The sequence below is a fragment of the Microvirga pudoricolor genome, assembly GCF_016892705.1.
Taxonomy (GTDB): domain Bacteria; phylum Pseudomonadota; class Alphaproteobacteria; order Rhizobiales; family Beijerinckiaceae; genus Microvirga; species Microvirga pudoricolor.
In genome coordinates, this window is sequence record NZ_JAFEMB010000001.1 from 825,195 (window position 1) to 837,450 (window position 12,256).

Genomic DNA, 12,256 nt, shown 5'->3' on the forward strand with positions numbered 1-12,256 from the left:
GATTAAAATCGCCTTATAAGGCCTGATTTTGATCTTGCGTCCGAAAAAAATTACATGCTAGCTTTTCGATAAATCAGGCGACAAGCTTTTGATCGCCGGCAGGCGGCGCTTCGCTTTGCAGCGACCCGTGCAGATTGCTCAGGCCCGGCTTCACCAGAAGCATGGCGGCAAAGCCTTTTCGGATACGTCGGATTCTCTAGGAGAGCGCGGATGTCTTTACGTTACGAAAAACACGGCAATATCGCACATTTCATCATCGACCATGGACCGATGAATGTGCTGATGCCGGAGTTTCATAAGGAGTTCTATCATCGCCTCAAGGAATTCGAGATCGATCCTGACATCAAGGTCGGCTTGTTCTACGGAGCCGATGGCAAGTGTTTCTCGGTTGGCGATGACCTGAAGAGCATGCACAAGCCGCCGCGGACGCGCCAGGAGGAGCTCGCGGCTTATCTCTTCCTGCATCAGAACGAGGGCGAGAAGCCCATGCGCCCGGGATGGGAGCACGATGTGTGCGCGCATCGTCGCTACAAGCCGATCGTCTCGGCCATCGAGGGATATTGCCTCGGGATCGCCTTCTCATACTGCCTCTATCACAGTGACGTCCGTGTCGCGAGCGAGGGCGTCAAGTTCGGCCTCACAGGGATCAAGTTCGGCGCCGGCGGCGGAAGCGGGCCCAAAAGACTTGCCAGGCACCTGCCGTTCACCGCCGCTTACTGGATGGCGCTCTCCGGAGAGTTCATGGAAGCCGACGAAGCCTATCGCCTGAACCTCGTGAACAAGGTCGTGCCGAGCGACCAACTCATCGCCACGGCAGAGGAGATGGCAGGCAAGATCGCACTCAATTCGTCGATTGCGTTACGCCTTGAAATGGAAGGCCTCGAACTTGGAGCCGACCTCAGCAAAGCAGACGCCTATCATTTCGGCATGAATCTCTACCGCATGGGATGGATGGCAAACGAGTCCGAGGGGGTGACGGCGAACTACCTGAAGGATCGCAAAAAATGAGGCTATCTGCCTTGCAACCCGGCGAGTCTCCAGCCGAGCTCCGCACGAGGGTCGAGTCCGAGCCTCTTCCGCGAAACTATGGTGCCCATCTGCAGTCCGTCGCGGAAGCGCATGGAGAGGCCCTCGCCTGGATCACCATCGACGGAGACGGCCCCAACCTGACCTATCGCCAGCTTTCAGCTATGGCCTGCAAGGCGGCGAATGCATTCCGAGCCTGCGGCGTGCGAAAAGGGCAGCATGTGGGCGTGATGCTGCCGAATGGACCCGACTTCCTGGTCGCTTGGCTCGGGTTGGCGAAGGTGGGAGCAGTGCTCGTCCCCGTCAATCCGAAGCTCACTCCTCACGAACTTGAGCATGTGGTAGCAGATGGTAACGTGGCCCTCGTGCTGGCTGCCGCCGATGGTCTCAAGCCTCTGAAGGCGACATCGATCGGCTCGACCCTCGTCGGAGAAGGCCGCGTCATAGTTTCAGACGTGGAAGGGCCGCGGACGAAAGGAGAGGACGACTGGAGAACGATGCTGAACAAGGCATCCCCTGACTTCGTCGAGGAGGAAGAAGTCTCTCTCGACGACCCGATCAGCATTCTCTACACGTCCGGATCGACAGGTCGACCGAAGGGATGCATTCTTACGCACCGTTACTGGCTGACTCTGGGCAAAGTCAAAGCGTCTCTTCTGCCGCCGGTCAAACGTATTTTGTGTGAGTTGCCGTTCTACTACATGTCGCCTTACTACAGATTTTCGGCGGCCTCATTTCAGGCGGCCGCGATCTGCGTTCCACCGGCGCCGAGCATCAGCAAGTTTTATGACCGTGTCGCGCGGTTCGATATCGATGTGGTCTGGATAGGCGACCCCATCGCCACCCTGTCCCTCTCGGACGATGAGCAGAAGCACAAGCTCAAATATGTGTCTCTCTATGGTCTGAAGAAAGAGCTGCATCGCCCTCTCGAAGAAAAGCTGGGCGTTCCAGTTCGGGAATCCTTTGGTATGACGGAAGTTGGAGCAGGCCTCTATATGCCGGCCGACGCGGAAGACATGCTTGGCTCCGGATCGTGTGGAATACCGGCTCCGTTCCGTGAGTGCACCGTGGCGGACGATGCGGGAAACCCCCTCCCTGTCGGGATGACCGGCGAATTGCTGATCGCTGGACCCGGTATCTTCAAGGGCTATTACAAGAATCCCGAAGCCACAGCACACGCATTTTGGGGGAAATGGTTCCGAACGGGCGATCTCGCCCGGATGGATGAGCGCGGCTACTTCTACATCGTCGGGCGCATCAAGGAGATGATCAAGCGCAGCTCCGAGAATATCGCCGCCCAGGAAGTCGAATCCGCGATCTACACCCTCCCTCAGGTGATGGAGGTGGCGGTGATCGGCGTTCCCGACGCCAAGCGTGGCGAGGAAGTGAAGGCTTGCATCGTTCTTCAGAACGGACTGACAACGCAAGATTTGCCTCCGGACGCCATCGCTCAGCACTGCCGGACACGTCTGGCGTCATTCAAGGTACCGCGATATATACAATATTACTCTGCGCTTCCTAAGACGAGCTCTGAGAAGATTGCCAAGAAGACGCTCTCGGAGGGTGGTGGAGAGACAATCTCAAACATGTTCGACCTCAGCCTCGCTCGAGACTGAGGTCGAATACCTCATAGGGTCTTCAGCCGAAGGGCGGGATGCAGAGCCCTAAGCCGTTATACATAAAGCGTCGACAATCCTCACTTCCCCGGTTCCTTTTCGCACCACGACCGGGTTCAGATCGCAAGCCAGCATAATCCCGTCCAGATCGCTTGCGAGCTGGGACAGATTGACCGCAACGTCGACAAGTTGAGACTTGTCCGTCTTTGGCGTCAGATTCCGATAGCCGTCGAGAATTTTCGCGAGCTTCGTCTCATTGAGCATCGCCGCGGCTTCGTCCTTTCCGAGCGGGCCAAGCTTCACAGCTCGATCAGCCGTAATTTCCACCAGCGTACCGCCGCTTCCGAGCACGATCAGCTGGCCGAACGGCGCCGCGGATGTGAAACCCGCCAGGGCTTCGATACCCGACACGATCTGTTCCTGCATCTCGTAGCCATCAATCTTAGCGTCAGGCTTTGCCACGGAGACACTTGATTGGATCGTTGCGATCGCAGACCGCAAAGCGTCCTCACTACCGACATCGAGGACCACACCCCCGATGTCCGAACGATGCTGGATATGACTGGACGCGACCTTCACGACCATTGGGAAACCGACTTCGCTGGCGCGCCTGACAGCCTCATGCGAGTCCGCCACAACGATGGATTTCACCACCGGCAAGTCATACTCGCGCAGAACGTCGAAAGCGGCTGTGGGATCCATGGCGCCGGAGCACTTCGACAGCCGCTGACGTATTTCCTCGGCACGCGGATGGAAATAGTCGCGACCGGGGCGACGAGCCTGAGCCCACGCTTCTGCAGGACCCGGTTTGCCGAGGTTGAGATGCCCAACGGCTTGCAGTCCTGGAGTGAGTCCCCGTAAAAGAGGAATGCCATTCTCAGCAAGCAAAGCCCGAACACCCGGATCGACATTCTCTGCGGTCGGCGAGACAACAATGAAAGGTTTCTTCGCGCCGCGGCCACTTTGCGCATAGACGTTCAGAATATTCATGTAGTTCTGCAGGGTCGCCGGATTCAGGCTTTCCTGCGTGTCTTGAAGTGCGACGACTGCGCCAACCTCTTCGTCGTCGAGAACCGCTGCGATGGCATCCGCTGGATTGCGATCCTCAACATTCACCGTTGCACCGAAATCGATTGGGTTTCGTCCGGAGGCGCCCGGCAGTGCTCTGAGAAGGCGCTCTTGCGTACCTTCTCCAAAGGAGGCAACACCAATACCCCTCGCCTCCGCGAGATCGCAGGCAAGAGCCGTCTGACCACCGGAGATGCCGACAATCCCCAGGGACGATCCTCCGACCATCTTGCGTGCGACCGCAGCGCACTCGAGTGACGCGATGAGTTCATCATAATCGGCGACTGTTGCGATATTGGTCGCGGAAAAGAAATCCTCATAGGCATCCCAGTCGCTGACAAGCGCTCCCGTATGGGCCTGAGTCGCTGCCAGCCCGCTCGCCGTGCGGCCTACCTTGAGAACCACAAGCGACTTTCCAGCGGCATGAACAGTTTCCGCCGCATAGGCCAGCGCAACGGGGTCTTTGATCGACTCTGCGATCACGCCGATGGCCGTTGTGGCGTCGTCATCTGCGAGCCAGCGGATGTAGTCGGCAGCCGCCACCTGAAACTCGCTCCCCATCGTGACGACTTTAGACAGCCCGATGACGGTGGAATTCATCACCGAAATTGCAGCAGATCCCGATTGCGCGACAATCGCGACTTTGCCTGCCCGCAGCCGCTTCGACGGACGCGACGGGTAAAGGGGAATCGAATCCGTAAAATTGACGAGGCCCATGCAATTTGGACCATGCACGATGAGCCTGCTAGAGCTGCCGAGCTGACGGATGGACCGCTCTTGTTCCTCGGAAAATCCGTTCGTGAACACGATCGCCGAACGAACGGGGCTCTGCTCAAGCTCTTCCAGCATGGCTGGCACGCGAGCCGCCGGGATCGCCACGATGGCGAGGTCGGTGTCCGAGGGAAGTGATGTCACCGAATTGACGGCGGTCAATCCGTCAATCTCCTTTGCTTCTGGGTGGACCGGCAGGATCGTGCCCCTGTAGCCCCAATCCTTCAGGTTGCTGATGACCACATTGCCCTGCGTAGCACGCTTTGCCGAGGCGCCGACAACGGCGACTGAACGAGGTCGCATCATGGAGGTAACATCGATATGCAAGGTGATCATTCCTCTTTCGGTGACAGCCGCGCAGTCGATGACTGCACGGCATCTTTGCTGTTCAAGTGAGCCGGCTCACGTCATTGCTTGTCGGCAGGCAGCCAAGCCTCGGCCCAATTGGGATGCGTGTTGAAGGAAAAGTTGAACTGCGCATCGAGGCCTTTCAGATCGGTGCTGACAGCCTCGAATACTTTCGAGTCTGTCAGAGCGAGCTGATTAAGGTCGCGCGCGACGATCTCTGCATACTTTTTGTACAGAGGTCTTTGCTGCCCGATCGGCGCAGCTGAAGCATCCAATGCGACTTTATCGAACTCCGGATTGCAATATCCAGTCGGATTTGCGAATGGCACGCTGCCTTCATTGCAAACGAAACTACGATCGACGCCAAGAACGGGGTTCGTGCGGCCTGTCAAAGAGATGACCGAGGCATCGAAGTCGCGCTGAGTGTAAACCTTGTTCGTCCAAATCTGTTGATCCAGGGCACTGAGCTTTACATCGACGCCGATCTTGGCCCATTGCGACTGCACGATCTGTGCAACTGCATCATAAGGAGCTTTGGCAATCACGGTCAGTTCAATCGTGAAACGCTTGCCGTCCTTCAAAGGATAGCCTGCCTCGTCCAGCATCTTCTCAGCTTTGACAGGATCGTAAGCATAGAGCGTATCGTAGTTGACCGATGTGTCATGCAGATCCTTGAATTGGGTCGGGATCGCATTCTTTGCCGTTGCAGCCAGCCCCTGATAAACGTCCTGAACGATGCGCTCGCGGTCGATGGCATGGAATAACGCCTGACGGACCTTGACGTTCTTCATTGGCTCTCGGGTCAGATTCAGATCGACAACTGCCGTCTCGGGAGCATTGTTGACAATCTGCACAACCTTGAACTTGCCCTTCTTGGACGCCTCCTGAGTTGAGCGAACCTGCGCGACCTCCGGCCGAAACCAATTGACCTCCCCGCCCACCAGCGCGTTCATCCGTTGCTGCGGATTGGGAATGAGCGCGAAAACGACTGAGTCAAGGTACGGTTTAGGCTTCTCCCAGTAATGTTCGTTGCGAACGAAGGTGATCGACTGTCCGCTGGCCCAGCTCTTGAACTTAAAAGGCCCCAAGCCGACTGGTGCAAGGTTGGCGGGATGCGTGGCGACGTCCTGGCCATCGTAAATATGCTTCGGCATGAGAGGAAAAACCTCCTTGTCGAAGAGGTCCAGCGTTGCGGTGAGCGGCTGTTTCAACTTGAGGACAAAGGTGGTCGCATTCGGAGCCGAAGCCTCTTCAACAAGAGGAATGAGCTTGGTCAGATAGGTATTGAACTTTCCGAACGTCTTCAGCGTAAAGACGACATCCTCGGCAGTGAAAGGTTTGCCGTCCGACCAGTTGACGCCGTCTCTCAGCGTGAATGTGTAGGTCTTTCCATCCGGGCTGGTCTCCCAACGCGTCGCCAGGCGAGGGAGGCGATTTCCTTCCTTGTCGTACGTCATCAGCCCATCAGCCCATACATCAGCTGCGAAGAGGGCCGGAACGGATGAAGTAAGCTGCGTGTTGAGCGTTGGGATGGTTGTCGAGTTCAGCGCTGCAATCACCGTGCCACCGGGCACGGGCTTGCCGTCGTCCGCCATGACAATGGGTGCATGAGCGCCGATCACGCATGCGAGTAAAAGTGAGGCTTTGCGCAGTTCGAACATGGTCAACGTTTGACGAAGCATCGATTTCATTGTCTTCCTCCCGTTCTTGCTCTGAAAATGCTTATCAAGCTGGCGTTAGTGCTGCAGAGAGCTCCTTTGCGCGATGACAGGCAACTTGCGTTGCTTCGCCATCCATAGTCTGGAGTTGTGGATCGACTGCGGCACAAACTTCGATCGCATAAGGACAACGCTGAAGGAATCGGCAGCCACCTGTAGAGGCTGACAGCGCCGTTGGCGTAACTTGCTTCGGCACAGGCGAGCGGATCCTGTTTCCACGAGGGTTGGGCAGCAACCGCGCATCGAGAAGGAGTCGTGTGTAAGGATGGACAGGCGACTGATAGATCGCCCGCCCAATCTCCACAACTCTGCCCTTGTACATCACGGCGGTGCGATCTGCGATCGACTGCATCGCACCGAGATCATGACTGATAATCACGAAGCCGACATTCGTCGTCTTGCGCAGCTCGCTCAATAGCTGAAGAATCTGTGCTTGCACCGAAACGTCAAGGCTTGAGAGCGGCTCATCGGCGATGATGATCTTCGGCTTAAGCATGATCGCGCGGGCAATAGCGATGCGCTGCTGCTGCCCTCCGGAGAGCTGGTGAGGATAGCGGCCCAGATATTGTTCTGGAGGGTTGAGTCCGACGGCCGCAAGCTGCTCTTTGAGAAAGCGGCCCAAATCTGCTTTCGCAACTATGTTGTGACGATTGGCAACATGACTTAAGGTCTGCTCGACAGTCATGCGAGGATTTAGTGATGACGCAGGATCTTGAAAGACTGCTTGGACTTGGCGCCGATACTGACTGCGTTCCACTGCACCCAGAGACTTGAGCCTGGTACCCCGGTAGGTGACATTACCTTTGGTAGGGTTGTTGAGCATTAACAACATTTTCGCCAGTGTGCTCTTGCCTGATCCTGACTCGCCGACGATCGCGAGTGTTTCGCCTTCGCGAATATCAAGATCGACACCATCGACGGCGTGTACATATTCTCGGCGCCAGCCCTTGCTACCCCGACTGGCGTAGATCTGACTGACGCCTTCTAGAGAAAGAATTTGTGGCTTCATGGAGCAGCGCTCCTAAAATCAACGCGGTGCGCACTCAGCTCTATCAGTCGAGCTGAATAGCTGTGTTTCGGTCTCTCGAACAGATCGACGGTATCGGCTGTCTCTACCACTTTCCCTGTCTGCATAACGTAGACTCTGTCACAGAGCTCTGCAACGACGCCGAGATCATGCGTAATGATCACAACCGCCATGTTTCGCTCCTTATGAATGCGGTAGAGCGTCTGCAGAACTTGAAGCTGGACGGTTGCGTCAAGCGCTGTCGTAGGCTCGTCGGCAAAGAGCAGCTTCGGGTCACTGGCGAGCGCGATTGCGATCATAACGCGTTGGCGCATGCCGCCTGAAAGCTCATGAGGGAAGCTGTGCGCAACACTTTTCGGGTCCGAGAATCCAACCTCTTGCAGCAGGCTGTGAACGCGCTGCCCGTCGGGTCTTCCCTTACCTTGCGGAGACAAGGCCTCGGCGATCTGTCGACCAACACGATGTGTCGGATTTAAGTATCCGAGCGGGTCCTGAAAGATCATCGAGAAACCGTGTGATCGCCGCAAGGCCCGGAGATCTCGCTCGCTCATCTCAAGGATATGGCGCCCTTCGAAACGGAGGTCGCCGCTTAGCTCGTTGATACGCAGATTCGGCATCAGGCGTGAGACAGCGCGAACCAAGGTGCTTTTCCCTGATCCTGACTCTCCGACAATTCCAACGCACTCGGCTGGCCTCACGTGAAAGTCGACGCCATCGACGGCACGTATGGTCCGATCAGAGACCTGGAAATGAACCTTCAGATTGTGAACGTCGAGGAGACGCTCGGTGAGGCCGGGACGACGTGACTGCGAGGCGGTCATTGCAATCCCCCCATTCCACGTGCGCTACGGGGATCGACGATCTCGTTGAGGCCATCAGCAAACAGGTTGAGGCCGATGATCGCAATGCAGATGGCTGCGCCGGGAAAGACACTCATCCACCAAGCCGTGTCCATATAGTCCTGGGCAACGAACAACAACTGCCCCCAACTCACCATCGACGGATCCGACAATCCAAGAAATCCAAGGCCAGCTTCGATCAGAATTGCAATACTCGCGTCTAGTGCAACCTGTACGATGACTGGCTGAACCGCGTTGGGCAGGATCTCCCGAAAAATAATGTGGGACGTCGAGAAATCGGCAACTCTAGCGGCGGAAATGAAATCTCGCTCACGCAGCTTTATATACTGACCATAGACCAGACGTGCTTCCATCGGCCAGATGGCGAGAGCGACAGCCGCGATCAGGAGCCAGAAGTTTGATCCAAACAAGGCGACCGCACAGAGCACCAGCATGATTACCGGAAGCGTCTGGAAGAGCTCGATGACCCGCATGAGAACCATCTCGACGGGTCCACGAAAATATCCAGCGACGATGCCTATGGTTCCGCCGACCAAGAGAGCCGCGAGCGCCGCCCCAAATCCAACCATGAGGGATGAGCGCGCGCCGTAAAGAATGAGCGAGAAGACGTCGCGTCCAATGTTGTCCGTTCCGAAGTAGAAATCTCCGGACGGTGGTGCAAGGCTGGCAGCCGTCTGCTGAAGTGGGTGGTACGGTGCAATCAGCGGAGCGACAATAGCTGTGAAAGCGAGCAGCAGAAGGATGATTGAGCCGATCGCCCCATGGCGAGTACTCATCATGTTCCCGACCTGGGAGATCCCCCAATCGGAAACGGACTTGAGGCGGCCAGAGGCAGTGAAAGACGTTTGATCTGTCATAGCGCCATTAACCCCCTGTCCGAATCCGCGGATCGAGCATCGCGTAGAGGATGTCGACCAGCAGATTCATGAGGACGACAGCGACCGCTGAGAATATGACGACACCGACGACAGTCAGATTGTCCCTCAGTCGGATCGAGTCGACCATCAGGAGTCCTAGACCTGGCCAAGTGAACACGGTCTCCAGCAACACCGCTCCGCTGAGAGCCGAGCCGAATGCATACCCTGCGACCGTCACCAATGGCAGGCTCGAGTTACGCAGCACGTGCCTCCTGATGATCTGGCCTCTCGTCAGGCCCTTCGAGCGCGCCGTAATGATATACCCCTGAGACAAGGTATCTATGACACTCGCTCTCATGATGCGCGCGAAGCGCATTCCTTCATGGATTGCGAACGCCAAGGCAGGAAGAGCGAGGTAGCGCCCCCGTTCCAGGATCCAGTCGAAGCCGTGAGCGCGAGACACAAGCGGGCCGATCCCCTGCGTTGGGAACCATCCAAGGCGCAGCGCGAAGAACATCACGAGCAGCTGGCCAAGCCAAAAGGTGGGAATCGCGTAAGCGATCAGGGCTGAGGTGGTCCAAATCTTGTCGGTGGTCGAGCTTCGTGTCGTGCCAGTGATAACTCCGATCGCCATGCCGAGAGGGATGGCAAATGCAAAGCCGACCGATGCTAACAGGATTGTGCGCGGAGCCCTCTCTAGGATCAAGCTCAACACCGGACGTTGGTTCTGGTAGGAGTAGCCAAAATCTCCCTGCACCACTGCCGTCACATAGTTCCATACCTGCGTCAAAAATGGATCGTTCAGCCGATACTTTTCTTCGATGGCTTGCCGGTAGGCGGGCGGAACTGGATAATCGCCGACCAAGGCCTGTACCGGATCACCCGGGATCAGGTGAAGCAGCGTAAACATAACGACGATAATGACGAGCATCAGCGGCAGGGCATAGAGGGCTCGCTGCAAGATATAGCGGAGCATCGGATGCTGCCCTCCCTGTCAGAGACGGTGGAAGGTAGCTGCGTTCCCGTACAGCCACTTTTCGATAACCTTGTCTTTAAGTGGCAGGTTTTTGTAGTCTTCGATTAGCGTCTCGAAAGAAGTCCCGAAAAGATACCGCGACAGTCCGACCATCACTTTGTCCTGCAACAGAGTGTTTCCGAATTGCAGGAACTGTTCCCAACCGGAGCCGGGCTGAGCAAAGTAACGCGGGTGATGGGCAGCAGTGTCAACATAGAGGTTTGGGTGACGGCGCAGAAGCCCGACCATCTCGTTGACCCACGGCCATCCCGCAAGACCCGCCACGATACGAAGCTCGGGAAAATCCACGGCGACGTCGTCGAGGTAACGCGGATGACCGAGATCGTAAGGGCGGTCGTTGGCGTAGTTCATCGCCGTGTAGATGCGCACGGGAACATCGAGTTCCGCAGCCTTGGCGTAAAGCGGGTAATAGCGCCTGTCGTTTGCAGGCACACCATTGTAGAGCGCAGACAGGCGTAGCCCGTTAGCCCCCTCCTCCTTGACCAGTCTCTCGAACTCCCGCACGGCACGCATTCCGTCGGTCGGGTCGAATGTCACGAAGGTGAAGAAGCGCCCTGGATAGCGGGCATGGATCTTGCCCGTTGCGCTGTTTTCCGCGCCGACCAACAACCCACACGCGATGTTCGCCCGGTCCATGTCCTCGACGAGCCGATCAAGCCCTCCATCGTCGCCCTTGTGTCCAGGCACTTCGTCGCGATTGCGGGCTTTGAACACTTTGCCGTAATTGGCGAAACCATAACCCTCCGGTCTCTCCAGGGGCTGGGGGAACGGTGTCCCGGGACGACCTCGTGCGATCCGCTCAAGATTCGGGTTAGCCTCGCTGGCAGGCATCCCGATTTCCATGTCGATCACGCGAGTCATTCTCATCAACTCCCTTTGTTGCGCCTCTTTTGGTGACCAGAGGCGCATTTCTCTACGTCAAGGAAACCACTCACACGACATCACGTCAATATTATCGTCAAAATAAATGTATTATGTCCACTATGTTGACAATACGAATTTGAATGTATTAATTATTGCAGCTGCGAAGAGTGACGGATGAGGCGCTAGACGGGCTTGGGCTGATCACAGCTGTTGCCGCCTCAGAGTCTCAGGGCCCTAAGATAGACAAGGAGCGGCAATTGGAAGACACCGACCGTGATGCCGGCTTTGCCACGACGCTGGCAAAAGGACTGGCCGTCCTCGAAGCATTCCGTCCTGACCGCAATGTGTTGAGCAACGGCGAAATAGCTGCGCATACGGGCCTTAACCGCCCCACGGTGGCACGTCTGACCTATACCCTAACGAAGCTTGGATACCTCAAGCAAGAAAAGTCCAAGTTCCGGCTCAGCTGGGGAGCGTTGATGCTCGTGAATCCGCTGCTGGCGGATCTGAAGATCCTCCACATCGCGCGCCCCTCCATGCAGAAGCTCGCGGAGGATCTGGGTGGCACCGTTTCCATCGGGGTGATCGAGGGCGCCAACTTCGTTTATCTCGAAACATCACGGGTCAATGAGAACATTTGGACATCCCCCGACCTCGGCACGATCGGCCCCCTGGTGCCGGCCGCCATCGGTCATGCCCTGTGCTCGCTGCTGACGGATCAGGAGTATGAACTCAAGCTCCAGCAGATCAAGCAGACTCGGCCCGACCTCTGGGACAAGTACAATCTGTCCTTCGCGAAAGGCGTGGCGAATTGTAAGAGTCAGGGCTTTTCGGTGACCCGTGGGGAATGGATTCCAGGCACCCATTCTGCCGGCGTGCCGCTGCTTCGCGATAAGAATGGCGAGTGCTTCGCCATGAATTGCCGGGTTCCGATGTTTCGGTTGAGCCCGAACCAGATTGAGGAGGAAGTAGGCCCACGTCTGAAGTCGCTCGCCACCAATGTGCGAAACCAGCTCGCTTTCATCATGCCTTGAGGGCTCCGTCCTATCGGAAATGACCCGCCTC

10 protein-coding genes are annotated in these 12,256 nt (G+C 56.9%); 3 read left to right on the top strand and 7 right to left on the bottom strand.

Translation table 11 applies throughout. The annotated features are described in order from the left end of the window. Positions 1-210: 210 nt before the first annotated feature. Both ILT42_RS03865 and ILT42_RS03870 read left to right on the top strand, forming a co-directional pair. Complete coding sequence (locus ILT42_RS03865) at positions 211-1,008, top strand: enoyl-CoA hydratase/isomerase family protein (protein WP_204213991.1); 798 nt, start codon at positions 211-213, stop codon at positions 1,006-1,008. Then, the gene (locus ILT42_RS03870) at positions 1,005-2,642 is read left to right on the top strand and encodes a class I adenylate-forming enzyme family protein (protein ID WP_204213992.1); all 1,638 of its coding nucleotides are present in this window, start codon (positions 1,005-1,007) and stop codon (positions 2,640-2,642) included. Before ILT42_RS03865 ends, ILT42_RS03870 begins: the two co-directional genes overlap by 4 nt. 48 nt (positions 2,643-2,690) lie before the next feature. Here ILT42_RS03870 and ILT42_RS03875 read toward each other — a convergent pair whose 3' ends face one another. From ILT42_RS03875 to ILT42_RS03905, 7 genes are all read right to left on the bottom strand, one after another. Continuing rightward, positions 2,691-4,817, bottom strand: a complete 2,127-nt coding sequence (locus ILT42_RS03875; RefSeq protein WP_204213993.1) for an acetate--CoA ligase family protein — start codon at positions 4,815-4,817, stop codon at positions 2,691-2,693. Between the two features lie 71 nt (positions 4,818-4,888). Next, positions 4,889-6,520 carry an ABC transporter substrate-binding protein gene (locus ILT42_RS03880; RefSeq protein WP_204213994.1) on the bottom strand — a complete coding sequence of 544 codons (1,632 nt, stop codon included), beginning with the start codon at positions 6,518-6,520 and terminating at the stop codon, positions 4,889-4,891. Positions 6,521-6,554: 34 nt separating this feature from the next. Then, positions 6,555-7,556, bottom strand: a complete 1,002-nt coding sequence (locus ILT42_RS03885; RefSeq protein ID WP_204213995.1) for an oligopeptide/dipeptide ABC transporter ATP-binding protein — start codon at positions 7,554-7,556, stop codon at positions 6,555-6,557. Beyond that, on the bottom strand, positions 7,553-8,395 hold the full coding sequence (locus ILT42_RS03890) for an ABC transporter ATP-binding protein (protein WP_204213996.1): 843 nt from the start codon (positions 8,393-8,395) through the stop codon (positions 7,553-7,555). Before ILT42_RS03890 ends, ILT42_RS03885 begins: the two co-directional genes overlap by 4 nt. Further along, entirely contained in the window at positions 8,392-9,213 is an 822-nt protein-coding gene (locus ILT42_RS03895; protein WP_204213997.1) for an ABC transporter permease, read from the bottom strand. Before ILT42_RS03895 ends, ILT42_RS03890 begins: the two co-directional genes overlap by 4 nt. Positions 9,214-9,298: 85 nt before the next feature. Then, positions 9,299-10,267 (bottom strand): ABC transporter permease, encoded by a 969-nt coding sequence (locus ILT42_RS03900; protein ID WP_204213998.1) that lies wholly within the window; start codon positions 10,265-10,267, stop codon positions 9,299-9,301. Between the two features lie 18 nt (positions 10,268-10,285). Then, the gene (locus ILT42_RS03905) at positions 10,286-11,188 is read right to left on the bottom strand and encodes an amidohydrolase family protein (RefSeq protein ID WP_204213999.1); all 903 of its coding nucleotides are present in this window, start codon (positions 11,186-11,188) and stop codon (positions 10,286-10,288) included. Positions 11,189-11,448: 260 nt separating this feature from the next. On the opposite strand from ILT42_RS03905, the gene ILT42_RS03910 reads away from it, so the two are divergent. After that, on the top strand, positions 11,449-12,225 hold the full coding sequence (locus ILT42_RS03910; protein WP_204214000.1) for an IclR family transcriptional regulator: 777 nt from the start codon (positions 11,449-11,451) through the stop codon (positions 12,223-12,225). The last annotated feature ends 31 nt before the right edge of the window (positions 12,226-12,256 follow it).

Coding starts and splice junctions, on each gene's coding strand:
- ILT42_RS03885 (WP_204213995.1), bottom strand. CDS start 7,556: ATGAAGCCACAAATTCTTTCTCTAGAAGGCGTCAGTCAGATCTACGCC.
- ILT42_RS03890 (WP_204213996.1), bottom strand. CDS start 8,395: ATGACCGCCTCGCAGTCACGTCGTCCCGGCCTCACCGAGCGTCTCCTC.
- ILT42_RS03905 (WP_204213999.1), bottom strand. CDS start 11,188: ATGACTCGCGTGATCGACATGGAAATCGGGATGCCTGCCAGCGAGGCT.
- ILT42_RS03900 (WP_204213998.1), bottom strand. CDS start 10,267: ATGCTCCGCTATATCTTGCAGCGAGCCCTCTATGCCCTGCCGCTGATG.
- ILT42_RS03895 (WP_204213997.1), bottom strand. CDS start 9,213: ATGATGAGTACTCGCCATGGGGCGATCGGCTCAATCATCCTTCTGCTG.
- ILT42_RS03880 (WP_204213994.1), bottom strand. CDS start 6,520: ATGAAATCGATGCTTCGTCAAACGTTGACCATGTTCGAACTGCGCAAA.
- ILT42_RS03865 (WP_204213991.1), top strand. CDS start 211: ATGTCTTTACGTTACGAAAAACACGGCAATATCGCACATTTCATCATC.
- ILT42_RS03875 (WP_204213993.1), bottom strand. CDS start 4,817: ATGATCACCTTGCATATCGATGTTACCTCCATGATGCGACCTCGTTCA.
- ILT42_RS03870 (WP_204213992.1), top strand. CDS start 1,005: ATGAGGCTATCTGCCTTGCAACCCGGCGAGTCTCCAGCCGAGCTCCGC.